The organism is Bellilinea sp. (genome assembly GCF_053501535.1).
The window spans coordinates 194,119-217,307 of sequence record NZ_JBRCOK010000025.1 but is presented as its reverse complement, the minus strand read 5'-3'; the positions used below and the strand labels follow the sequence as shown (position 1 = coordinate 217,307).

The window sequence follows — 23,189 nt, the reverse complement described above, 5'->3', positions numbered from 1 at the left end:
CCAAAACCGGGCTGGTATAATAGCGCCAATCTTTCTATCATCGAGGAGCGCTATGAGCCGATTAATAAACCCGGAGAGCGCCGGAAAGCAACGAACTCAGTTAACCAAAGGGGTTGTTTTAGCGATCCGGGAATTGATGAAACAGGAACAGGCTGATGAAAATACGCGGGATTTGGCGGCGTTTATTGGCCTGGCTTTGATTGAAATTGGCGAAACCATTGATGTTTCGGTACAGGCCTGGGAAAAGCGGGGCTATTGGGTCAAAGCTGAGCGGTTTCGCATGGAATGGGAGTGGGTTAATCAGCTTGGGCGGGGAATGCTGGAGGCATTAAGGACAGAGGATTGGAATCAAGTTGCGATGTTTTCGGTGCGGATTGCCCAAAAACTGCAAAAAGTTCAAGTTGCCGAACGCAATCGAATCGGTCAACCGTGGGTTGGCGCCTGGCAGCGATTACTGCAAAATCAGAAATAAACAAAAAGGACCGGGCAGTAGATTACCATGCCCAGCCCTTTATTGTTCCGATCAATCTGATTTACTTTTTCTTGAGGATGATACGGGCATCCACAACTTTCAATCCCTTACCCATCTCATAGACCAGCACGGGGTTAGCGTCCGATTCACTGACCTCATCTGCCAGATCGAGGATCATGGTGGAGTACTGGCAGATTACATCCGCCAGCGCATGCCGGTCACGCGGAGCTTCGCCGCGCACACCAGCAATGATAGGCGCGCCGCGAATCTCGTCCAACATGCGTAATGCCTGACTGGAAGTTACCGGTGCAACGCGGAACGTAACATCCTTGAGCACTTCCACAAAAATACCGCCCAGACCAAACATCATGGTTGGGCCGAAGGTGGGATCGTTCACTGACCCAAGGATGACCTCTGTTCCCCAGGGTGCCATCTCCTGCACGGCGATTCCATGAATGTTGGCGGTTGCCTTGTATTCTTTGGCATTTTTCATGATGACTTTGAAGGCTTCGCGAACGCCGGCATCGTCTTTGATATTGACCCGTACACCACCCGCATCGGATTTATGCAGGATGTCAGGGGAGACGATTTTCATAACAACCGGGTAACCGATTTCGCGAGCCAGTGCCACGGCTTCATCTTCGTTGCGCGCCAGCCGGGTGGGTGTTACGGGCAGGCCGTAGCATTCGAATACTTCTTTGGCCTCGATCTCGGTCAGTGAGTCGCGCCCTTCGCTGCGGGCTTTGTTGATGATTTTCAAGGCACGTTCACGATCCTGAGCCAGACAGGGCATGGCTTCTTCTCTTACGATTTCTTTCATGCGCGCATATTCCCGCAGAGCAGCAATGGCGTTGACTGCCAGATCCGGTGCGCCATAAGCTGGAATCCCATTTTCAACCAGCCAGCGCATGGCTTCTTCCGATTTTTCCCCGCCAACAAAGGAAACTGTGACCGGTTTATCGGTCACGCCAGAATCGACAATCGCTTTCTTGATGCCCTTGGCAATCTCCAGCGGATCGGTCATGGCGGTTTCACAATAGAGCACCACCAGACCATCCACCCATGGATGGGCAAAAGCAAAGCGGATAGAAGCCTGATACCATTCTGTGCCAGCCATACCGGTCAGGTCAACCGGATTTTTAGCAGAACCAAATTCAGGCATGTGTTTCTTTAATTCAGCCTGCACATCTGCCGGTGCGAATTTCAGCGGCACGCCCGATTTTTCGGCCGCATCGGTTGCCAAAACGCCTACACCGCCGCCATTGGTGATCACCAATAAGTTGTCGCCTTTCATGGGCGGCTGAAGAGAAAGAGACAGAGTGCGGTTGAACAGGTCGTTCAGGTCGGTTGCCTGTACTACACCGGCTTGCTGGAAAGCCGCGCCATAAACTTTAGCGGCACCGGCGAGCGAACCGGTATGAGAAGCGGCGGCAGCAGCGCCATGAGCCGAAACACCTGCTTTGAGAGCGATGATGGGTTTGCTGGCGTTGCGAGCTGCTTCGATGAACCGTCGTCCATCTTTGAACCCTTCAATATACAGAGAAATACAGGAGGTGTTCGGGTCGCCGTTCAACCACGTGATCAGGTCCGCAAAGTCCACATCGGACATATTACCGATGGAAATGAGCTTATCAAAGCCAACCCGGCGAATGTAACTGGCTGCATCAATAGCAATTAACAACGCGCCAGACTGAGAAACCAGCGAAGCCTTGCCTTCCAGCGGCAGGAAGGGAGCAAACGAGCCGTTCATCTTATCGGAATTTGAGAGCACACCAACAATGTTCGGCCCGAGAACGCGAATGCCATAACTGTGGGCTTTTTCAACCAGTTCCCGCTCCAGTTCTTTTAAACCCACTTCGCTGAAGCCGGAGGTGATCACAATCATGCCCTTTGCACCTTTAGCGCCCAGCTCATCAATGGTGGAAATGACCGCCTTTGCCGGGATGGTGATAATGGCAGCGTCAATATTTTCAGGGATATCACGAATGGTGGGATATACTTTTAAGCCCAGAATTTCGGTTGCGGATGGATTAACAGGATAAATTTTCCCCTGATAGCCGCCTTCGAGCAAATTTTTCAAAACTGTGTATCCAATTTTACCGGGGGTTGCAGATGCACCCACCACCGCAATTTTATCTGGCCTGAGCAGGCCGTCCAGAGCTTTTTGATCCACGAGTGTGCCTCCTGAAAGAATATGATGATAGATTCGAATTCTGTCGCCTTCGCTAAAAGGATAAAATGGCAAAGGTCAGAATATTGCAAGGTTGTCTGTCAAACTGTTATAAGGATACCGCATTTGTCACGAATTTTGAGTTAACAAAAATCCCTTTTTTGAAGTATTTTCATCATTATTTGTTGGGTGATTAAGCATTGTAAACCTGTGGGTTGGCACAAAAAGCGAGACGCTCCCCGCGCAAGCCGGCAATGAGATTATCCACTGCGATCATCGCCATTTTTTGCCGGGTATGGGCGCTTGCGCTGGCAATGTGAGGGGTAAGGATCAGGTTTGGAAATTTCAACAGAGGATGATCACCTGGAATGGGTTCGGGGTCAAAGACATCCAATGCTGCGGCGGCAAGTTTTTTCGACTCAAGCGCCCAAAGAAGTGCCTCATGATCCACCAAACCACCGCGCGCGGTGTTAATGAAGATGCTGCCATCTTTCATCCGGGCAAATCGCTGACGGTTGATGAGGTGATGCAATTCAGCGGTGTAGTAGGTGTGCAGACTGATGAAATCCGATTCCTGAAGCAGCGTATCCAGATCGCGGTATTCCACTCCAAGATCTTTCTCAGCCTGCTCATCTCGTTTTGGATCATTGTAGAGGACTCTCATTGAAAAGCCGAGGGCACGGCGGGCAAGCGCTTTTCCAATTCGACCAAAACCGATAATACCCAATGTGGCGCCATATACATCCACACCGGTGAGTACATCCGGTCCCCATGCCCGCCAAATTCCTTGATGAACTTCCCGGTCAGCTTCGACCACACGCCGTGCAGCGGCCATCAGCAGAGCCCAGGCAAAATCGGCGGTGGTCTCTGTCAAAACACCGGGGGTGTGACCCACCGGAATCCCTTGTCGAGTGGCTGCCTCAATGTCAATGTTATCAAATCCCACTGCCATTTGACTGATTACTTTGAGGCGGGAAGCATGATTAATCACAGCTGCGGTGATTGGATCGGTCAACATGGTCAACAGTCCCTCTATACCTTCAACTTTTTCCACAATGACCTCCGGCGGAGGTGGATTCTCCGCCGGCCAGATTTCCACTTCCGCATACTCAGATAATTTTTTTACAGCAGGTTCATAAATCGAACGGGTTAGCCATACACGTGGTTTATTCATCAGCCTGTTTCTCCAGGGCCAGTTGTATTAGAGTTTGAATGTGTGGTGCAATTTCAGATGGATCAGGGTGTAGTCCTTCCATCAACAAAGCGTTTTCATAGAGTAATTCAATGGTTGTATTGAGAAGCGGCGCAGCAACTGGTAATTGGAGTAAGGACTTTATAATCGGGTGTTGAAGGTTGAGTTCGATGATTGGTTTGGGAGGCTCAAAGCTTTGATTGAGCAGCCGGAAAACCTTTTGCATTTCAGGTTGCATGGCACCCTGCGGGATAACCAGGCGGAGCGGGGCCTGCAACGGGTGAGTTGAAAGGCGCACAGCGCTAACTCGTTCACCCAGTACATTCTTAAAGCGTTGAACAATCTCCTCGCCATTTTGGTCGGTTGCAGATGATGTTGGAGATTCGCCAGGGCTTTCCTTGGGCAATTTCAAATCTTCGCCAGCTGCGTTGACCAGCTCATGCCCGTTATAGCGCGGGATGCGCAGGAGGACAAATGGATCGAGAGGATCGGTCATGAACAGGACATCCAATCCACGGCTGCGGAAGATTTCCAGATGCGGGCTGGTTTCGAGACTTTTTTGATGATCGCCGATTAGATAATAGATGCAGGTCTGACTGGCTGGCGATTTAAGCAGATAATCCTCCAGTGAAATCCACTCCTCGGGGTGATTGAGGGAGTGGTAGCGCAGCAGCGGTTGTAAGGCGATAGCCAGTTCGTCATCGGTGGCGATTGCTTCGCGGATGCTGCGTCCGTGGGTGAGCCAAAAGCGGCTATATTCTTCCGGCTTATCCTTTGCCAGAGTCTTGAGGGTATCTATTATTTTGTTCGTCAAAATTCGCTTGATTTGCGCCATGACCCGGTTGGATTGGATCGACTCGCGGGATACGTTGAGGGGTAAATCCTCCGAGTCCACCACCCCATCTACAAAGTGAAGGAAGGCAGGCGGTAAGAGGTCCTTGGAGTATTCCTGGATCAGCACTTTTCTGGCATAGAGTTTCAATCCCTCTTCTTTCCTCAGACCAAACGGGTTGCGCTCTGCGCTGGCGGCAATGTAGAGCAGGGCATACAGCTGCACTGGCGCGTCAATGGAGAGATGAATTTTATGCAACGGTTGCTGAAAATCGAGGGTGAACTGGCGGTAAAAGTCCCGATATTCTTCTTCGCTAACCTGATGAGGCGGCTGCCTCCATAAAGAAGTGCGGCGGTTGGCGGGTTCTTTATCGCTGCCAATATAAATGGGAAAAGGGATGTAATCCGAGTGTTTCTTAATGATCTGGCGGATACGGTGTTCGTCACAAAACTCAGCGGCATCTTCTTTCAGGTAAATTTTTACGGTTGTTCCTCGTTCTTTCTTTTCGGAAGGTTCAATCGTGAAGGTGTCCTCACCATAAGAAACCCAGCGCGCCGGGGTATCCTCAGGGCGGTAGGAGCGAGAGTTGACTTCAATTTTCTCTGCTACCATGAAGGCGGAATAAAAACCAACCCCAAATTGACCGATGATGTCGTTTATTTTAGCCTCTTCTTTTTGAAGCGCTTCTAAAAAGGCTTTTGCGCCAGAATGAGCAATCGTACCGAGGTTTTGTGCCAGTTCATCTGCATTCATGCCAATTCCGCTATCGCGGATGATCAGCTCTCTTTGCTGGGGGGTGGTTTCGATCCAGATGGCTAACTCAGTTTCGGGGTCAATGATTTCGCGGTTGGTCAGCGATTCGAAATGTAAGCGGGTCAGAGCATCCGAAGCGTTGGAAATCAGCTCCCGCAAAAAAACTTCCCTGTCGGTATAAAGCGAGTGGATGAGGATGTTCAATAACTGACGAGTTTCGGCTTTGAAAGGTATCGGTTGTCCATGAACTTCTGAAAGCGGTTGAGACATCTTTCGTCCTCCGTAAAATATTCCGAATTTGACGACACCATATTAATCGAATTTTGTTAGATTTTTATCAAAATTCGAGTTTGCGAGAAGTGCAAAAAAAATTTACCTGCTAACCGGCTTTTTTACCGTATAACACCATATTTTGCCTGACAATCAAGTAAGGCACTTTCAAGCTTCCCATCTCCGGAAGGAGAGGATTGGAAATCTCTACATCGTATAGCGAGGTAAATGCCTCGCGGGTAACGTCCAGATATTTTCTCACCGACGAAAGCGCTGAAAGGCGCAGATGTCCTTCAAATCGAAAAGTGTCCACCCAAAGAGTGACCGGTTCCATGACCCGATTTGGCTCGGTGGGGTCGAAGTCGGGTGGTTCCTGATGGGGAGGTATGAGATGATAGGCAAGGATCTGAGTGACAAAGATACTCAATTCGGGATGGGAAATCGGTTTCAGTTTCGCCCCTGCAGTGGGAATTAATATTTTTGCATTGAAAAGTGTCAAAACTTCAGGAGCAACATTCGTTCTCAACCAAGTGCTGACCCGAATGGCTTCTTTGACGACTGCCTCTCCCCAGATCAATCTGCCGGGGATATACACCATCAATGGAATGACTTTTTCATCGGCTGCAGGAGTAAGGGTGATTTTTTCTGAGGCGTTCATCAGGTCCTCCGGCAGATCTAAACCCTGACTGAATAGCGCTCTTTGATGGCCGGGATGAGATATTCGTTGAAAGCCCGTTCCTTATCATATTCTGGAGACCAGTTCCAGTCCTTTCGGGCGGCATTGTCATCCACATCCGCCGGCCATGAATCCACAATAGCCTGCCGGCTGGGGTGTGGATTGAAGGTAACCTGGGCTTTTGGAAAAGCCTTGATCACAATCTCATAAATTTCCTGAGCGGTGAGGCTGAAACTGGTTACATTGTATACCAGATGCTTCAGATTTTCTTTGGGGGCGCTTTCCAGCATTAACAGCGAACGAACCGCATCGGGCATTGCCATGAATGGTAAACAGGTGTCCGGGCGAACAAAACAGGTATATGGAATTCCCTGAGCAGCATGGTGGAGCATCTCCGGGCCATAATCGCTAGTGCCGCCGGTTGGAATTGTATCTGCACTGATTAAGCCGGGAAAACGAATACAGCGAAAATCAATGGTGTTGGGGGTATGATCGGCTGCCAGCTGGCGGTAATAACGGGTGTAGTACCGGCCAAGATGTTCGCAATACAGTTTGTTGCAGCCGTACATTGTGGTCGGTTCAAGCCACATCCACTCTTTAATTTTTCCGGCGCTGTGTTTGGTTTCTAAATCGGGTAAACCGTAGGCGGCGATGGAAGATGGGTACAGAAATTTGACCGGTCTGCCCTGCCATGCCGACTGTTCTACTGCCAGTCGTAAGAGATTAAGCGTGCCTTCCACATTGACGCGGTGAGCAGCTTCAGGATTGTATTCTGCTTTGGTGGATAGGATGGAAGCCAAATGATAAATGGTGCGGATTTCGAACTCAGCCACCAGTCTGCCGAGCAACATGCCGTCCAGAATATCACCCTGAATAGCACGCAGGCAGTAAGGTCGCAGGGATTCATCCAGCGGCTGAACATCCAAAGCAACAATATCCACTTTGCCTTCTCTGCCAAGATGAGTGATCAAGCCATGACCGATTTCACCGTTCGCGCCGGTGATTAAAACCACTTCTTTGCGCATGGGATTCTCGCTTTCTCCGGGAAGGGATTGGATGGGATAGAAACTGGCAAATTGATCAAAAGACTGAAAGGTTATTCTTCAGTCACATCTTAATTGTATCGGTTAAGTTCAACCTGTCACCTTACAAACGTCATCATTTTCAACTGCAAGGGGTTAGTCAGCTGTTTTGGCATGTAATTTTTGCAATGCCAGTCGTTCTTTTTCTTCGTGTATCACGGAAAGCTGTTGTTTGATTTCGTCCCACTGTTTTCCGGCCAGGGGATACCAACGCATCGTCAGCCAGCTGATGGTCAACAGGATTGCCGGAATCAGCATCCATGCCAGTAATATGCCGTTTTCCGCCTGTGGAGATTGCAGCCCTTTGGTTAAGAGAGGGTCATAGCCATTTGCCTGCAAAATCCACAAGAATGCTGCCTGAGCAAGGCTGATGGCCGGTTTGGTGACCAGACTATTAATGCCGGCATACATTCCTTCGCGGCGCAGTCCGGTGCGCTGTTCGTCATAATCAATGACATCCCCATTCATAATCGGGATGAGGTACATTCCACCGGCAAAACCGACACCGATCAGGAAAAATCCGATTACGGCTGGAATCAGCAACTTACCGCCAAGCAGCATGATTAAGCAACCTGCCGCAAATGCTGCCAGCCAAACTCTCACACAGGTTTTCACTCCCCACGGATCGCGCTTGCGGATCCAGAACCAAATGCCAAACACAATCCCGGCTGCCAGTCCGAGATAAAGCGGCAAGGGTGTCATCATGATTTCATCGAAGTAATAGGCAACCCCCTGCATCAGGCTGGTTTGAATGTAAATGACCGTAAAACTGACGACCAGAAAGATAACGAAAGCGAAATTCAAAAAACTCTCTTTGAGAGATTTCAGGAAGGGAAACTGCTCTTCCTGTTGTGTAAACACTTTTTCTTCATAAAAGAAGGTACTGAGGAATACAATCAACCCAAGGAAAATGGCCATGCCCATCAGAAGAATACGATAGTTGGTGGGGTCATCTCCCGGTCCGGGTTGAATTGCAGCAATGACAAAAGGCAGAACATTTGGAAAGATCATGAAGATAATCTTCCAGATAAAAATACTGCTGCGGGCTTTGTTGGAAACCGCCATTTCATAGGGCATGATATAAATGCTGGTGGCAATGGCGGTGTAAAGAATATCGTAAACAAACAAGCCGATCAGCAATTGAAAAAACATGACTCCCTGCGAGGTGGGTAGATCCAGCCACAGGAAGATGAATCCGAGGGTCAGTATAGGTGCGCCGTAGCGGATGTAAGGTCGCCGCCGCCCCAGTTTAGATTTGGTACGATCGCTGATAAACCCGAACAAAGGGTCATTCACGGCGTTCCAGATGCCGAAAAGCAACCAGACAAGGCCGGCAAGATTCGGGTCCAGACCACGAACACGTGTAAAGTAATAGGTTAAAGCGCCTCCGCCAACAATGGTTTGCATCATTGCAACGGATGAATCGGCCAACGAAATCCAAATGCGACTTTTCCATGGGATTCGTTCTTCAATGGTTGTGGTTTCCATCCAGTGACTCCGTTCGATCTGATGTTGAGTTTGAAAAAAAACAGGGTTTCGAAGAATTTCCGAAACCCTGTCTAGACTCTTTCAAGGAATTTCAAGACTCCCCGTCAGGAAATCAGGCGCTGGCATTTTGCTTGCGGAACCACGTGCGCCATTCTTTGTTTTCCCACACAACCAAAATAGGCGCAGCCACAAAGATCGAAGAGTACGTCCCGCTGAACAGACCGACCAGCAAGATGATCGCAAATTCCCGCAGGGTTACACCACCAAACAATGCCAGTGCAAGCAGCATAAACTCCACCGTCATTAACTGGGTATTGATTGAGCGCTGCAGAGTTTGAATAATGGAGTGGTTGGCCAGTTTTTCAAAGGGTAGTTTGCGTAAGAATGAACTGTTTTCACGGATGCGGTCAAACACCACGATTTTGTCCTGTGTAGAAAAACCAATAACGGTCAGCAGGGCGGTCAGGAATAAAGAGTCCATCTGCCAACCCCACAAAACCGATCCGATGCCGGTAATGCTGAAAACCACCAGGATATCATGAATCATGGCGATGATCGCGCACACCCCATAGCGAAAGGCATGAGGAATGCCGCGGAAGGCGTAGGTGATATAAAGGACTACTGCCAGTGCAGCCACGGCGACGGCAAGGGCAGCCCGGTTGGTAACCTGAGCAGCAATGACCGGCCCAACGCTGTCAAAGCGGTTTACGTTAATTTGCTCAACCCCAAATCTTTCTTCCATTGTATTGACAACTTTGTTCTTGGCCTCTTCATCCATGAAAGGAGAGCGGATGACCAGAATATCACGCTGACCGGACGGACCGGCTGCGGTTTGAACCTGAACTTCGCGAAAACCCAATTCATTATAAATTTGTACCACTTCCTCGGTAGGAGGCAAGTTGGTTGTCGGGAACTGGAGCTCAAGAATGGTGCCGCCGCTGAAGTCAATCGCCAGCGGCAAGCCATTGATGGCTAAAATGATCAAGCCGGGCAAAATCACCAGCAGAGAAAGAGCAAAGAAGTAGTAGCGTTTTCCAAGAATGTCTAACATCGTGGTTGCCTCTATATTCCGAATAATTCGGGGCGTTTTTCAGGTTCCTTGATGGATTCAAGGAACAAGCCCAACAATGTGCGAGTGACAAACAAAGCCGTGAAAAGGCTGACTGCTACTCCCAGCGCCAGTGTGAGGGCGAAACCCTTGACAAAACTGGCGCCGAAGGCCGAGCCGAACCAGAACAGGATACCACTGGTGATGAGCGCAGCAATGTTTGAATCGCGGATGGAGGGCCAGGCGCGCCGCCAGCCGAGATCAATGGCCTGTCGAATAGTTCGTCCGTTACGCAGTTCTTCTTTCAAGCGTTCAAAGATGAGAATATTGGCATCCAGGGCCGCACCGGTGCTGAGCAGGAAACCGGCAATGCCCGGCAGGGTAAGTGTAACCGGGATGATTTTGAAAATTGCAAAGGTTACCAGGGCGTAGAAAACCAGCGCCAAATCAGCCACCAAACCGGGCACGCGGTAGTAAATTGCCATGAATAACATGACTATGGAGAAGCCGATTAGACCGGCGATCAGGGATTTTTCCAGTGAATCCTGACCCAGGGTAGGCCCGATGACACGAATCTGTTCGATATTCAGCGGAATTGGCAGCGAACCATAGCGCAATTGAACCGCCAGCGAATTGGCGCTTTCGGCAGTGAAACCACCCCGAATGACGCCCTGACCATCCTTGATCGGTTGTTCAATAACCGGTGAAGAGATAACCTTTTTGTCCAGAACAATGGTCAGATATTTGCCAACATTTTGGGTTGTCCATTCTTCAAAAATTTTACCGGCATCCGGATTGAATTCAATGGCAACTTCATACTCATTGAGCTGACCGCGGACAACACCAACCGATTTTAAGTCCTTGCCGGTAAGGATGGTATGGTAGCGAATTTTGCCATTTTCCTCGGTGGGTTCGGTGACCGGTTCTGCCAGCCCAAAGTCTGTTAAAATCTCGGTGCCGGGTGGTAATGGGGTATTCCCCGTGTCCACAAATTCCAGCTGCCCAACCTGACGAATGGGATTGATGACCTCTTCGGCGTCCGTAGCGCCGGGAAATTCACCAACGATGATTCGCTCACCAGCTGTCTGGAAAACCACTTCACTGACACCCAGCGCATTGGAGCGATTTTCCAGAATAGTGGCTGCATCCTGCAGGTTTTGCTGGGTCACGGCGATTTCCGGGGGGACGCTCAAAATTACCTGCATTCCACCGCGCAGGTCCAAGCCAAGCACCGCTTCCAGTTTTTTCTCGAAAGAACCGATTTTAATTCCCGGGTTGTTTGGTAAATCTACCCAGACCGCCAGAGCAAAAATTAGAATGATGAGGATCAAATTGACAAGACGACGATTCATTAATGCCAGGCCTCCGATTCATGCAAATGCCAGCGCTCCGCTGGCGATGGGGGAGATTATACTCCCATTGGTGCAGGTTTGGTAGGGACACGGCTTACTTCAATGAGCGATTTTGGAATTTTTACTTGACAGTTCTTAATGGGTGAAGGTACAATAGGGCGGCTTTTTGAATTGGAAATTTGCCGAAAACTGGCTAGTGAAGATAGGAGTAACGGAATGGTACCACTTCCAAAGCGGAAACTTTCAAAAGGACGGCGGGACCGGCGGCGAGCGCACGACGCTCTGCAAAACGCCAATCTGGTGCAATGCAGCCAGTGTGGTGAGATGCGCCTGCCGCATACAGTTTGCCCCAATTGCGGTTATTATCAGGGTCGTGAAATTATCAGTATGGAAAAGGCCGAGAAAAAGAAGTAAGTCGAAGCCTGATTAACGAATATGAGAAAAGGCTGCCGAAACGGGCAGCCTTTTTCTGCTTATTAGAGCGCCCAGGCAAGCATAAACCCGATGATAGCCAACAGCAAACCAAGATGCAGGAACAAGTTACTCTCCACCAGCCAGCCAGCCGCGACAAATTGCAAAATAAAATTGACCAGAATCAAGACCAGGCCAATCAACGGCAGCAACCCTTTACGGTTAGCAAGGAAAGAAGAAACCTTATCCAGAAAATGCGAGAGACTTTCTAGCATGCTGAATATTAAACCTCGTTTTTTGCCGGGGTGGGGCGCTTCATATATGGACGGTAGGCAGTCAGTAAACGACCCGGTAAAGAGCCTTTGATTTTAATATACTCCCCAAAAGGCTGACTCTCTTCCACTTTTCCGAACTCATGGAACTGGGCAATCAGTTGACCTTCCCGATAGGGGATGTACACTGTGACGGCAGCAAAGTTTTCAAACAGGATATTCTCAACTTCACGAAGTAAATTGGGGAGACCTTCCCCGGTTTTTGCGGAGATTGCTACCGAGCTGGTGAATCGACTCAATGCGTTCCGAATTAATTCGGTATCTGACAGGCGGTCTACTTTATTGAGGGCTGTAATGGTGGGGATATCCTCGCAGCCAATCTCTAAAAGAGTCTGTTGAACAGCTTTCCATTGTTCCCACGCATTGGGATGAGTAACATCCAGAACATGAACCAACAGATCGGCTTCGGTAATTTCTTCCAGCGTTGCACGGAAAGCGGCAATTAACTGGGTGGGTAATTTTTGGATGAAACCAACCGTATCCGTGAAAAGCACAGTGTGTCCGCCAGGCAATTCCACACGCCGGGTGGTCGGGTCGAGTGTGGCGAACAACTGATCGGCAACATATACATCCGCCCCGGCGAGCGTGTTCAGCAGGGTGGACTTGCCGGCATTGGTGTAGCCCACCAGGGCTACAATGGGAATATTGGAGCGGCGGCGCTGCTCGCGATACCGCTGGCGGTGAGCGCGTACTTTTTCCAATTCTTCCTTGAGGCGGGCAATGCGTCGGCGGATTTCGCGTCGGTCAACTTCCAGCTGGGTTTCACCGGGGCCACGCAGACCAACTCCGCCGCTTGAGCCGGTTCGGCCCCCACCACCGCCGGCCTGACGGGCAAGGTGTGTCCACGCTCTGGTCAGGCGCGGCAGACGGTATTCATAATAAGCCAGTTCGACCTGTAAGATACCCTCACGGGTGTTAGCGTGACGTGCGAAAATATCCAGTATCAACGCTGTTCGGTCAATAACTCGCACCTGATCACCAAAACGCTCTTCCAGTTCTCGCTGGTGGCGGGGAGAAAGTTCAATGTCGAAGATGACCAGGTCGGCTTGAGTTTCCTCCACCAGCATTTTGATTTCTTCAACTTTACCCGAACCAATAAAAGTATCCGGATTCGGTTTTTCCAACCGTTGGGTAATTTCACCCAGGATTTCCACATCGGCGGTCTGAGCCAGCAAAGCCAGCTCTGCCAGGGAGTCTTCTAATGGAAGTAAGCCCGGTTCGCCGGTCAAATCAACTCCGACAAGGATGGCGCGTTCACGCGGCGGTTGGGTTGGCTCAGCAATTTTTTTTGACATTCAGGTAGTTTTTTCTCTTTCTACTTTCTTAACCAGTTTTTGATCCGTTCAACGGCTTCTTTCAAGCGATCGGTGGAAACACCCAGAGATATGCGGATGTATCCCTCGCCGTATTTACCGTAAACGACACCCGGTGTAACGCTAACACCGACTTCTTCTAATAACTGAGAACAAAAGGCAGTGCTATCGGTATAACCTTGAGGAAGGTGAGCCCAAATATAGATTGCTGCGGGAGGCGTCTCTACGCGGAAACCGGCTTCGCGTAAGCCATGCAGGGCAATATCCCGCCGGTGTTGGTAGATTTGATTGCGTTCCTCCAGCCAGGACTGATCTCCGGTGAGGGCAAGGATGCCGGCCTGTAAAATCGCCTCAAAGTGAGATGAATCCACCTGACTTTTGTAGGTGTGCAAGTAGCGGATTACCTCTGAGTTACCAACAGCCATGCCTAATCGCCAGCCTGCCATGTTGTAGGTTTTTGATAACGAATTGAACTCAATAGCGACCTCTTTGGCACCCGCTACCTGCAAGATACTGGGCGCTTTATAGCCATCGTAGCAGATATCCACATAGGGCGCATCGTGGGCGATTAATATCTGATACTTTTTAGCGATTTCAACGGCTTTTTCAAAGAAAGCAAGCGGCGCAACGGCACCGGTGGGGTTGTTGGGGTAGTTCAGCCACATCAATCGGGCTTGTTCCAACACCCATTCGGGGATGGCATCCAGATCAGGGAGATAATGGTTTTCATGGAGCAGAGGCATGGGATAAATCTGCCCTCCGGCGATCAATGTGCTGGACTGATAGACCGGATAGCCAGGGTTGGGCACCAGTACAATCTCGCCCGGGTTGATACATACCTGGCTGAGGTTGAAAATCCCTTCTTTTGACCCAAGGAGAGCTATGGTTTCTTTTTGCGGGTCCAAATCTACTTGAAAACGGTTGGCATAGTAGGCCGCAATCGCTCTGCGGAAGGCAAGCGTGCCTCCGTTGGGAGTATAGCCGTGAGCATCCGGGCGGCGGGCGGTTGAGATTAAAGCATCTGTAATAAAATCTGCTGGGGGGAGATCGGGTGATCCCATATCAATCCGGATCACGTCCATGCCAAGCGCTTTAAGCTCCGTGATTTTTTGGCTCAGGCTGGCGAAATAATAGGGCTTGAACGATGCAATTCGCTCTGCCGGGCGGGAAATGGACTTATTCTGATTCATAGGCACCAGTCTTGGTTGAGGGGGTTAATAAAGAGGCAAATAAACGCGCGGTTTTCATATCCGGTGGTTCAAGGTGATGTGGTACGAGTATGTGGAAGGTTGAACCCGGGCATTTTTCTTCATCATAGCCATTGGATTCAACCCAAATCGCACCACCGTGCGCTTCAATAATTCCTTTGGCAATATGTAATCCCAAGCCGGGTCCACCGCCTTTAAATTTGGTTTTTCCGCTGGAATGGAGTGCAACATTGCCAATGCGGGAAAATTTTTCAAAAATGATTAACTGATCTTCTGCATCAATCCCGATTCCTTCATCGGTAATGGATACTTCAATAAATCCCGGTAATTTTCGTCCATTGATGGTAATTTTGCCGTGATCGGGAGTAAATTTTATGGCATTAACCAACACATTCCGAAAAACCTGTAAAAGTCTTTCGGGATCTGCAAAGGTTAATTCATCAACGCCGGGAAAGGATTGGATGATGAGGGTTTGATGGCGTTCTTGCAGAGCGGATTGTAATTCGGCTTGAAGCAGTTGCAGCAGCCGATTGATCCATACGGGTTGGATGTTTAAGCTCAGCAAGCGGTTATCAATCAAAGAAACATCAATCATGTCATCAATGATTGTACGCAGCCGGCGTGCGCCATTGGAAATGCCATCTACCATGGTGAGGTAGTGGTTTATGCCGTTTTGCTGCTCAAGCATTTCGCGAAGCATGGCGGTATAACCCTCGATCAGCGTAAGAGGAGTTTTTAATTCATGCGCGGCAACCGCAATGAAGTCGGATTTGCTCTTGTCCAGTTTTTCCAGATTCTGACGGGTTTGCTCCAGCTGAGCGGTCAGGTGACTGACTTTGGCTTCCATCTCCAGTTGCGCGCTTTTTTCAATGATGTAATGAAAAATCGGCAGCAAGGTGGTGATCATCAACAGCGCTTGATGATCGTCGAGGACTTCCTGACAGGTTTCGATGGTAATTTGCTGGAGCAAGATCGTGAATTTCAATACGCTGCTGGCACTCACTTCTAAATCGGTGAGGGTTAATGAGAGCGACCAATCGGTGAGGATGGGGTCCAGCCATGCGGGATCGCCGGTTTCAAGAGCCTGCTCAAGTTTGGTGAAAAAAGACTCAGCCTGTATCCGCAGGTCTTCGCGCAAACCCGCTCCGCGGGCCATGGATTGAACAACGCGGTTAACCCAGATGGGTTGAATGGTTCTCAAAAGTTCGACTTCGCTCATTAGGTTAAGTTTATGCTATTTTCTGATTTTTATCCAAGTGTTATTCGTAAGTGGTTAACCAGCGGTGAATCGTTTCTCCAACGATTCCTAAACTTTCTGCCGAAACTTTGTCAAGGGTATCCTGACGGGTATGCCAGTAGGGATAATCAAAGTCAATGACATCAACTGCCGGAAACCCTCTCTCCAAAAAAGGTGTGTGATCATCGAGAATACTGTATTTATACTGCGGGATAAAATACTTTTCAAAGCCCAATTCACGGGCAGTTTCCCAAATTTGACCGGAGAGTTGAGGATTTGAGTTCCTTTCGAGATATATGTTTAAATCGGCATCTCCGATCATATCCAGAATCACCACAGCAGCGGGGTTGATAGGAATTTCTTCGACAAAAGCACTTGAACCCAGAATCCAATCCCAGCCGCTAATGTTACCCTGGTCCTCAGCATCAAAAAATACCAGCCAGATTTCCACCGGAAGATTGCTTGGCAGACTGCGGGCAAGTTCCAGGAGGACGGCAACACCCGAAGCGCCATCGTTTGCACCGGGAACGGGTTGAGAGCGCTGAGAAGAATCCTCATCCTGATCACTGTAGAAACGCGAATCGAAGTGAGCCCCAATGATGATCTGTTTCCCACCAGGATTGGGACGCCTGGCAATCACATTTGTAATGGGGTGTCCCAGGCGTTGGGTTTGGTGTAATTCTACCTGCCAGCCGGCATTTTGGGTTTGTTCAGCAATATATTCGATGGTCTGTTGATGGGCCGTGCTGCCGGGAGTACGCGGTCCAAAGGACAATTGCACTTCCACATCTTTGAAGGCGCGGTTTTTATTGAAGCGGTAAACCGTTGAAGGATTACCCCCAAAGTGGGTGCTGATGAACAACCCCAAAGTTAACAATAGTATCAATAAGCCGAGAGAGAAGAGGGGAGATTTTTTCATGGGTTTATTGGTGTTTTAACCCCACATTCTTCAAAAAAGATTCCTAAATCCCGCAGCGAGCGCTCAACATGCGCCTGGGCGCGGGCACGCTTACCTTTGACTGATTCTGACAGTTCGGGCAGTATGCCAAAATTGGCTTTCATTGGCTGAAAATCTTTCATGGATGCGTGGGTAACATAATGACACAGTGCACCCAGCATGGTGGTGCGGGGCAGAGTGAAGGGCGGTTGTCCTTCAGCCAGTCGGGCCGCGTTGATGCCAGCCAGCAGGCCAGTAGCGATATTGCCCATGTAACCTTCCACTCCTGTAATTTGTCCGGCAAAGAAAAGCGTTTCCCGCTGACGGGTTTGCAAGGTGGGATGGAGCAATAATGGCGATGCGATGAAAGTATTTCGGTGCATTTGCCCGTAGCGAACAAATTCGGCGTTTTGCAGGCCGGGAATCATGCGGAAAACCCGTTTCTGTTCTGGAAAAGTGAGGTTGGTTTGAAACCCTACCATATTGTAGAGGGTGGCTGTCAGGTTATCCTGTCTAAGTTGTACAACAGCAAATGGGCGTTTGCCAGTGCGCGGGTCTTTCAGACCTACCGGCCGCATGGGGCCGTAAGCCAGCGCCAGATCACCGCGTTGGGCAAGAATTTCAACAGGCAGACAGCCTTCAAAGAAGCGGTCCATTCCAGCGCGGACGCCGGTTTCGATATCCTTTTCGAACTCGCGCAGGGGAATCCGTTGGGCAGCACGCAGGGCATCCAGAAAGGCAAAATATTCGTCTCGGGTTAGAGGGCAATTAATATAATCTCCTTCGTCTTCTTCACCAATCCCATAACGTGAGGCTTTAAAAGCAATCGAAAAATCAATCGAGTCGACGTGGATGATAGGGGCAATAGCATCGTAAAAATAAAGGCGATTTTCACCGCTAAGACTCTGGATGGCATCAGCCAGAGCAGGGGATGTAAGAGGGCCGCTGGCAATGATCACAATACCTTCTGGAATGGTGGTTACTTCCTGACGGATGAGATGAATACGCGGATGGCTGGTGATGCGCTCGGTAACCAATCGGGCAAAGGCTTCGCGGTCAACCGCCAATGCTCCGCCAGCCGGCAAGGCGGTTGCTTCGGCACATCGGAGCAGTAAGGAGCCAAACTGACGAATCTCTTCTTTCAGCAAGCCGGAAGCGCGGTCAACCAGATTGGAACCCAGCGAATTGGAACAGACCAGTTCTGCCAGAAAACCGGTGACATGTGCCCCCGTCGGGATTTCCGGCCTCATTTCATAGAGAAAGACCTCGCAGCCCAATTCGGCTGCCTGCCAGGCAGCTTCACTGCCAGCCAATCCACCACCAATAACGGTAATCTGTTTCATTCTACGCTTCCAAAAGCAAATTCTACCACGCTTGAAGCAAATTGCTCTGGCATAAAACTTGCACCATTTGCACTTGATCAGTATACTCTTCTAATGGAGCAGGGAGAAATCATGTTTCAAATCCAGAGTCCCAGTATCCGAACGGTAACCACCGCACATCTGACGCAAACAATGACCCTCCTGAACCAGACGGTGGGGGAACTTTACCAGCAAATTCAGCAGGAATTGACCAACCCGGCGTTGGAACTGGTGGAAGAACGCCGCTGTCCAACCTGTCATCGGGTGCTGCCCGGGCAGGGTGAATGCCCGGTTTGCAGTCGTCCGATGAGTATGCAGGCGGATGAGCCGGTAGTTTTTGTTTCGCCACGTGAAGAGTTTTACTCCTCTGGCGGGTCAAGTGCAGATTTGATTGCCGATGAACCAGTTTCTCCCATTGTAGAAGAGTTACCTGTTTATATTTTGCGTCAGATTGCGGTTGAGTTGGAAGGAGAGGAACGCCGCATTGCGGCATTTTTCTTAACCCACTTAGATGAGGATGGTTTCTTAACCATCGCACCGGTCGAAATTGCACAATATTTTCACGTTCCACTATCCAGGGTGATGCGCATCAAGCAACTCATCCAACGGGCTGAGCCGGTAGGTGTTGGTTCTGCCAATCCGCAGGAAGCCCTATTGGTTCAACTGGATGTTTTGGATGAAAGCAAACCCACTCCGCAATTAGCCCGCCGAATTATTGCAGAAGCGATGGAAATGTTAACCCATCGTCAATATGCCGAAATTGCCCGAAAATTGAATGTATCACAGCATCAGGTTCACGAAACAGTACGTTTCATTGGGGAAAACTTAAATCCATTTCCTGCGCGGGCACATTGGGGGGATGTCAGAAATCCTTCACCCAAAGCCGGCGAGGTGTACTACCACCCGGATATCATCATCAGTTATTTGAACAATTCACCCGAGAATCCATTGGTTGTTGAGATTATTTTGCCGATTCGCGGGTATTTGAGAGTCAATCCTCTCTTTCGTCAAGCTGCACGCCTCGCCAATGAGGAAACCCGTTTGGGAATGAAGAATGACCTGGAACGCGCGGCATTGTTTGTAAAATGCTTGCAGCAGAGGAACTTTACCATGCAGCGATTATTGCAAAGGGTGGTCAGTATTCAACGGGAATTTATCATCTACGGCGATCGTTATATTAAACCCCTGACCCGCGCTTCGCTCGCTGAGGAACTGGGTGTCCATGAATCTACGATTTCACGGGCGGTTTCGAATAAAACCGTTCAACTGCCCAATAAAAAAATCATTCCACTGGCAAATTTCTTCGACCGCAGTCTAAATGTGCGAACGGCATTACGAGAAATCATTTCGAAAGAAAAAAATCCATTGAGCGATTCTCAACTGGCTTGTATGCTTGCCCAACAAGGTTATGAAGTTGCCCGCCGCACAGTTGCCAAGTATCGGGCAATGGAAGGCATCCTCCCTGCCCATTTACGCAGGCTCAATCAGGTTTAGGTATGAGAGATGTAATCAGTCGTCCAATTCAGGCGTTATTTGGTAACAAGATTAATAAGGTTGAAACTATCGGGGCAATTCAAAATTTACTGGAATTGATCTCTGAACCGGCGCTGGTATATGACCCGGAGGGTAACCGTATCCTTCTGGCAAACAGTGCGTTTCTGGTGCTTTCGGCCTACTCCATGCAAGAGATTATCAACGAGAAATTAGAGTCTCTTTTGGAAAATCCCGATTTGGAAGAGATTTTAACGGCAGAAAGTGCTATGGGTTTATTAAAAACCCGCAATCGGTTGAACATCCCGGTGGAAATCCGAAAAAGTGTTTTGGATCAACCAACCGGATATCTGGTTCTAAAGATAGTCTCGCAGAGCGATCTTCAATTTCTGAGCGGTAGCTGGCAAAAGAGATTACTGACGACATTCCAGCAAATCCCCCGGATTGTCGAAAATTCATCGGATGATTGGCTCCTTACAATCCAAAAATTATTGGATATCTTGAGAAATTTGTTTGAAACCAATCTGATTTGTATCTATCATGCCAGTGCAGAGTTTCCCGAGTTAAGAAAGTTAATCAGCCTCGAAGAATTAACTCTCTTCCCCGATACCTTACCTTCCACCGACCTGATTCGATTACCCACACCGCAGTTATGGACCCCGGGAAAGCGGATGACCACTCATTTACATCGTTCTGCAAGGATCGCCGGTGTTGGCTATGTTGCCAGTGTTGCCATTGGAGGAGAAAATGCTTTGGAGGGGCTGATCGTAGTGGGTGGAATGGAACCTCAGCCCCCGCCCTTTTTACTGGAAACTATTGAAGTTCTGGCAGTTTATATTTCTCAAGTGTTCAGTCGTTCAGTATTGGAGGAAAACCTGAGAAGAGAATCAGCGCGGAGAGAATTTGCGCTTCAGTTGTACTCTTCAGTGTATGAAGAAGTTCAAGAAGGGGTCATGGTTGTTGACCCGGAATCGGTGATTATCGAAATCAACCCGGCTGCAGAATTTTTATTTGGTTACACACGCAGCGAGGTTCAGGGAGAGCGCATAGAAAACATTCTAATCACGGCCGACCGGTTTTTACCGGCACTTGCGAATGTAATCTCGACCAAAGTATCCTCTGTGCTGGAAAATATTACCCTGCATCGCCGAAATGGGCAAACCTTCGCAGCAGATGTGAAAATTCTTCCGATTCAAGACAAGGGTCAATTGACGGGGGCTGCTATTCTGGTGCGGGATATCAGCGAACATGAGCAAATTCTGGCTCAGTCTCGCCAGTTAGAACAACGGGCATTTTTGGGGGAATTTATGGGCGTTTTTGCCCACGAAGTGCTTAACCCAATTAACAATATTTCAACCGGCTTACAAATTCTTTCGCGCCGATTGGCGAGTGAAAATTCCCTTCAGGACCTGATCAAGCGGATGGAAAGCGATTGTGAGCGGCTCCATCACCAGATGGAAGCCTTGAAGAGCTACGCAAAACCTTATGAACCCAAACAAGAATTGGTGGACATTCCCCAATTAATCAAGCGTATTCTGGATCGCTGGCGTCCCCGCATGGAGCGATTGAACATCAAGCATATCTATCAGCCGGCTGAAAAATTACCACCGGTTAAGGGCGACTGGCGGGCATTGGATCAGGTTTTCAATAACCTGATCAGCAATGCGATTGACGCCATGAGGGATAATGGCGGCATTCTAAGCGTGCGGGTCAGCCTTTCAACGCTTGTATCCAGTCATCCTCATCTTGAAGTTGCTATCTCGGATAATGGCCCCGGTATTCCGGATGATATTCGCGAAAAAATCTTTGAACCTTTTGTCACCACAAAAGCCAGCGGTACAGGCTTGGGATTATCCATTACAAAACGCATTGTAACTGCCCATCGAGGAAGCATTACATTCAATAGCTACCCCGGTGGTACCGTATTCCGTATTTTTCTACCTGCCTGCGAGGAAGCATAATCATGTCGATAACCATTCTTGTTGTTGATGACGAAGCCAATGCAAGGAAAAATATCTCCGATTACTTAACTCCGCTGGGGTATGAAGTGATCGGGGTACCAACGCTGAATGATGCCCGCACCTGCCTGCAACGGGGAAATGGTGATGTGGTTCTTTTGGATGTATCGCTCCCGGATGGTTATGGGCCAAGCCTGCTGTACGAGATGCAGAATATGCCCTATCGTCCGCCGATCATCATCATCACAGCCCATGGGGATATTGATATGGCTGTGGATGCGATGAAAAACGGCGCCCATGATTTTCTGACCAAACCCATTCAATTAACCCAGCTGGAAAACTCCATCGTCCGCGCCTGTGAAATTGTGCAGATGCGAAGGGAACTGGCTCACCTGCGCCAGAGTCAAAAACAAAGTATTTCTTTTGTGGTTGGCAAGACTCCATCCATGGAGTCGCTGCTGAGTCAGGCACAGAAAGCTGCCCAGGCTCAGGTTTCGGTTTTAATTACCGGAGAGACTGGTTCGGGCAAAGAGGTGCTTGCTCGTTTTATTCACAGCACAGGGCCGCGTTCCAATAAACCGTTTATTGCCATTAATTGCGCTGCAATTCAACCCACCGTGCTTGAGTCAGAATTATTTGGTTACGAAGCGGGGGCATTTACCAGCGCTGAACGACGTAAAAATGGTTTGATGGAAGTGGCAGATGGCGGAATTTTATTTTTGGATGAGATTTCTTCTATGCCGCTGGATATTCAGGCTAAATTACTGCGGGCAATTGAGGAGCACGCTTTCCGGCGGGTGGGTGGCACAAATTTGATTCAGGTGGATGTTCAGGTATTGGCAGCCTCCAATCGTAATTTGAAAGAAATGATTCAGGAGGGCAGTTTCCGGCAGGATTTGTATTACCGCCTGAAAGTGGTTGATTTACATTTGCCCCCCCTTCGCGATAGAAAAATGGATATTCCTGAACTGGTGGGGTTTTTCATCCGTCAATACAAAGCAAAACTGGGGGTGAACGTGGATGATATTACCCCGCGGGCGATGCAGGCGCTCATGGCTTACGATTGGCCCGGAAATATCCGTGAATTGAGTCATGCGATTGAACGCGCCATGCTATTTTGCGAAAGCCGAGCCATTGACCTGCCGGATTTACCGGCGGACATCTCCCGCCTGAACGGATAAATTGCGTCTGGCACAATTCTTGCATCATACCCTTCCAGCAGAGATTCATGGGAGGAAGGGTATGATGATTTTTGAAATGACCAAAAACGATTTCTTGCTGACCACAGCCGGGGTAGCCCTTGCGTTGGGTGTAATCATGTGGTTAATCGGCGTGATTGTGCTGGTCAGTCGGGTTCTGGGCGGAGAAATCAAGCGAATCGCTGAACAAACTGCCCGACTGGCGCAAAAAGGGATTGCTGAAGAAATTGCTGGACTGGTGGGTAACGCTTCCAGTCTGGTCGAATCACTCAACCAGCTGGTTCGCACATCTGCAGGCATTGGAGTATTTCTGGTCATTGCCGGTATGTTAATGATTGCGGCAGCCTTTGGGCTTGCCTTCCAAATCCAATAGCCTTTCACCAACCCCCAACTTTTCCGAAATTGAT

Annotated in this window: 20 protein-coding genes; 6 read left to right on the top strand and 14 right to left on the bottom strand. The window is 49.3% G+C overall.

The window, feature by feature from the left end:
- Positions 1-52: 52 nt before the first annotated feature.
- On the top strand, positions 53-472 hold the full coding sequence (locus tag ACWIZX_RS02820) for a hypothetical protein (protein WP_322793246.1): 420 nt from the start codon (positions 53-55) through the stop codon (positions 470-472).
- A gap of 61 nt (positions 473-533) precedes the next feature.
- Here ACWIZX_RS02820 and ACWIZX_RS02815 read toward each other — a convergent pair whose 3' ends face one another.
- From ACWIZX_RS02815 to secD, 8 genes are all read right to left on the bottom strand, one after another.
- The gene (locus tag ACWIZX_RS02815) at positions 534-2,645 is read right to left on the bottom strand and encodes an acetate--CoA ligase family protein (RefSeq protein WP_448334739.1); all 2,112 of its coding nucleotides are present in this window, start codon (positions 2,643-2,645) and stop codon (positions 534-536) included.
- Positions 2,646-2,835: 190 nt separating this feature from the next.
- The gene (locus ACWIZX_RS02810; protein ID WP_322793244.1) at positions 2,836-3,816 is read right to left on the bottom strand and encodes a 2-hydroxyacid dehydrogenase; all 981 of its coding nucleotides are present in this window, start codon (positions 3,814-3,816) and stop codon (positions 2,836-2,838) included.
- Positions 3,809-5,689 (bottom strand): molecular chaperone HtpG, encoded by a 1,881-nt coding sequence (gene htpG, locus ACWIZX_RS02805; RefSeq protein ID WP_322793243.1) that lies wholly within the window; start codon positions 5,687-5,689, stop codon positions 3,809-3,811. Before htpG ends, ACWIZX_RS02810 begins: the two co-directional genes overlap by 8 nt.
- 109 nt (positions 5,690-5,798) lie before the next feature.
- Complete coding sequence (locus ACWIZX_RS02800; protein WP_322793242.1) at positions 5,799-6,347, bottom strand: hypothetical protein; 549 nt, start codon at positions 6,345-6,347, stop codon at positions 5,799-5,801.
- A 17-nt stretch (positions 6,348-6,364) separates the two neighbouring features.
- Entirely contained in the window at positions 6,365-7,390 is a 1,026-nt protein-coding gene (locus ACWIZX_RS02795; protein WP_322793241.1) for an NAD-dependent epimerase/dehydratase family protein, read from the bottom strand.
- Positions 7,391-7,543: 153 nt separating this feature from the next.
- Entirely contained in the window at positions 7,544-8,935 is a 1,392-nt protein-coding gene (locus ACWIZX_RS02790) for an MFS transporter (RefSeq protein ID WP_448334738.1), read from the bottom strand.
- 112 nt (positions 8,936-9,047) lie between these two features.
- Positions 9,048-9,986 (bottom strand): protein translocase subunit SecF, encoded by a 939-nt coding sequence (gene secF, locus ACWIZX_RS02785; protein WP_448334737.1) that lies wholly within the window; start codon positions 9,984-9,986, stop codon positions 9,048-9,050.
- 11 nt (positions 9,987-9,997) lie between these two features.
- Positions 9,998-11,335 carry a protein translocase subunit SecD gene (secD, locus tag ACWIZX_RS02780; protein WP_322793238.1) on the bottom strand — a complete coding sequence of 446 codons (1,338 nt, stop codon included), beginning with the start codon at positions 11,333-11,335 and terminating at the stop codon, positions 9,998-10,000.
- A gap of 216 nt (positions 11,336-11,551) precedes the next feature.
- On the opposite strand from secD, the gene rpmF reads away from it, so the two are divergent.
- Positions 11,552-11,749, top strand: a complete 198-nt coding sequence (gene rpmF / locus ACWIZX_RS02775) for a 50S ribosomal protein L32 (protein WP_322793237.1) — start codon at positions 11,552-11,554, stop codon at positions 11,747-11,749.
- Between the two features lie 62 nt (positions 11,750-11,811).
- Here the strand turns inward: rpmF and ACWIZX_RS02770 are convergent, their stop codons facing one another.
- Genes ACWIZX_RS02770 through trmFO form a run of 6 tightly spaced genes read right to left on the bottom strand, consistent with a single transcriptional unit; the run spans position 11,812 to position 18,116 of the window.
- On the bottom strand, positions 11,812-12,021 hold the full coding sequence (locus ACWIZX_RS02770) for a hypothetical protein (RefSeq protein ID WP_322793236.1): 210 nt from the start codon (positions 12,019-12,021) through the stop codon (positions 11,812-11,814).
- A gap of 8 nt (positions 12,022-12,029) precedes the next feature.
- Complete coding sequence (gene hflX / locus ACWIZX_RS02765; protein WP_448334736.1) at positions 12,030-13,373, bottom strand: GTPase HflX; 1,344 nt, start codon at positions 13,371-13,373, stop codon at positions 12,030-12,032.
- Between the two features lie 20 nt (positions 13,374-13,393).
- A complete protein-coding gene (locus ACWIZX_RS02760; RefSeq protein WP_322793234.1) occupies positions 13,394-14,581 on the bottom strand; it encodes an LL-diaminopimelate aminotransferase in 1,188 nt (395 codons plus the stop codon).
- The gene (locus tag ACWIZX_RS02755) at positions 14,568-15,818 is read right to left on the bottom strand and encodes a sensor histidine kinase (RefSeq protein WP_448334735.1); all 1,251 of its coding nucleotides are present in this window, start codon (positions 15,816-15,818) and stop codon (positions 14,568-14,570) included. Before ACWIZX_RS02755 ends, ACWIZX_RS02760 begins: the two co-directional genes overlap by 14 nt.
- A 40-nt stretch (positions 15,819-15,858) precedes the next feature.
- Entirely contained in the window at positions 15,859-16,755 is an 897-nt protein-coding gene (locus ACWIZX_RS02750) for a M28 family peptidase (protein WP_322793232.1), read from the bottom strand.
- Entirely contained in the window at positions 16,752-18,116 is a 1,365-nt protein-coding gene (trmFO, locus tag ACWIZX_RS02745) for a methylenetetrahydrofolate--tRNA-(uracil(54)-C(5))-methyltransferase (FADH(2)-oxidizing) TrmFO (protein WP_448334734.1), read from the bottom strand. The genes ACWIZX_RS02750 and trmFO overlap by 4 nt, the downstream gene beginning before the upstream one ends.
- A gap of 111 nt (positions 18,117-18,227) precedes the next feature.
- Here trmFO and ACWIZX_RS02740 point away from each other — a divergent pair, with 111 nt between their 5' ends.
- The 4 genes from ACWIZX_RS02740 to ACWIZX_RS02725 all read left to right on the top strand — a co-directional run bounded on the left by ACWIZX_RS02740 (position 18,228) and on the right by ACWIZX_RS02725 (position 23,155).
- On the top strand, positions 18,228-19,628 hold the full coding sequence (locus ACWIZX_RS02740; protein ID WP_322793230.1) for an RNA polymerase factor sigma-54: 1,401 nt from the start codon (positions 18,228-18,230) through the stop codon (positions 19,626-19,628).
- A gap of 2 nt (positions 19,629-19,630) precedes the next feature.
- Positions 19,631-21,586: an ATP-binding protein gene (locus ACWIZX_RS02735; RefSeq protein ID WP_448334733.1), complete on the top strand. Its 1,956-nt coding sequence runs from the start codon at positions 19,631-19,633 to the stop codon at positions 21,584-21,586.
- Positions 21,587-21,588: 2 nt separating this feature from the next.
- Positions 21,589-22,764: a sigma-54-dependent transcriptional regulator gene (locus ACWIZX_RS02730; RefSeq protein ID WP_448334732.1), complete on the top strand. Its 1,176-nt coding sequence runs from the start codon at positions 21,589-21,591 to the stop codon at positions 22,762-22,764.
- A gap of 61 nt (positions 22,765-22,825) precedes the next feature.
- The gene (locus tag ACWIZX_RS02725) at positions 22,826-23,155 is read left to right on the top strand and encodes a hypothetical protein (protein ID WP_448334731.1); all 330 of its coding nucleotides are present in this window, start codon (positions 22,826-22,828) and stop codon (positions 23,153-23,155) included.
- The last annotated feature ends 34 nt before the right edge of the window (positions 23,156-23,189 follow it).

Bases quoted from the DNA above. Each gene is read 5' to 3' on its own strand.
- ACWIZX_RS02820 (WP_322793246.1), top strand. From the start codon at position 53: ATGAGCCGATTAATAAACCCGGAGAGCGCCGGAAAGCAACGAACTCAG.
- ACWIZX_RS02810 (WP_322793244.1), bottom strand. From the start codon at position 3,816: ATGAATAAACCACGTGTATGGCTAACCCGTTCGATTTATGAACCTGCT.
- htpG (WP_322793243.1), bottom strand. From the start codon at position 5,689: ATGTCTCAACCGCTTTCAGAAGTTCATGGACAACCGATACCTTTCAAA.
- ACWIZX_RS02800 (WP_322793242.1), bottom strand. From the start codon at position 6,347: ATGAACGCCTCAGAAAAAATCACCCTTACTCCTGCAGCCGATGAAAAA.
- ACWIZX_RS02795 (WP_322793241.1), bottom strand. From the start codon at position 7,390: ATGCGCAAAGAAGTGGTTTTAATCACCGGCGCGAACGGTGAAATCGGT.
- ACWIZX_RS02790 (WP_448334738.1), bottom strand. From the start codon at position 8,935: ATGGAAACCACAACCATTGAAGAACGAATCCCATGGAAAAGTCGCATT.
- secF (WP_448334737.1), bottom strand. From the start codon at position 9,986: ATGTTAGACATTCTTGGAAAACGCTACTACTTCTTTGCTCTTTCTCTG.
- secD (WP_322793238.1), bottom strand. From the start codon at position 11,335: ATGAATCGTCGTCTTGTCAATTTGATCCTCATCATTCTAATTTTTGCT.
- rpmF (WP_322793237.1), top strand. From the start codon at position 11,552: ATGGTACCACTTCCAAAGCGGAAACTTTCAAAAGGACGGCGGGACCGG.
- ACWIZX_RS02770 (WP_322793236.1), bottom strand. From the start codon at position 12,021: ATGCTAGAAAGTCTCTCGCATTTTCTGGATAAGGTTTCTTCTTTCCTT.
- hflX (WP_448334736.1), bottom strand. From the start codon at position 13,373: ATGTCAAAAAAAATTGCTGAGCCAACCCAACCGCCGCGTGAACGCGCC.
- ACWIZX_RS02760 (WP_322793234.1), bottom strand. From the start codon at position 14,581: ATGAATCAGAATAAGTCCATTTCCCGCCCGGCAGAGCGAATTGCATCG.
- ACWIZX_RS02755 (WP_448334735.1), bottom strand. From the start codon at position 15,818: ATGAGCGAAGTCGAACTTTTGAGAACCATTCAACCCATCTGGGTTAAC.
- ACWIZX_RS02750 (WP_322793232.1), bottom strand. From the start codon at position 16,755: ATGAAAAAATCTCCCCTCTTCTCTCTCGGCTTATTGATACTATTGTTA.
- trmFO (WP_448334734.1), bottom strand. From the start codon at position 18,116: ATGAAACAGATTACCGTTATTGGTGGTGGATTGGCTGGCAGTGAAGCT.
- ACWIZX_RS02740 (WP_322793230.1), top strand. From the start codon at position 18,228: ATGTTTCAAATCCAGAGTCCCAGTATCCGAACGGTAACCACCGCACAT.
- ACWIZX_RS02735 (WP_448334733.1), top strand. From the start codon at position 19,631: ATGAGAGATGTAATCAGTCGTCCAATTCAGGCGTTATTTGGTAACAAG.
- ACWIZX_RS02730 (WP_448334732.1), top strand. From the start codon at position 21,589: ATGTCGATAACCATTCTTGTTGTTGATGACGAAGCCAATGCAAGGAAA.
- ACWIZX_RS02725 (WP_448334731.1), top strand. From the start codon at position 22,826: ATGATGATTTTTGAAATGACCAAAAACGATTTCTTGCTGACCACAGCC.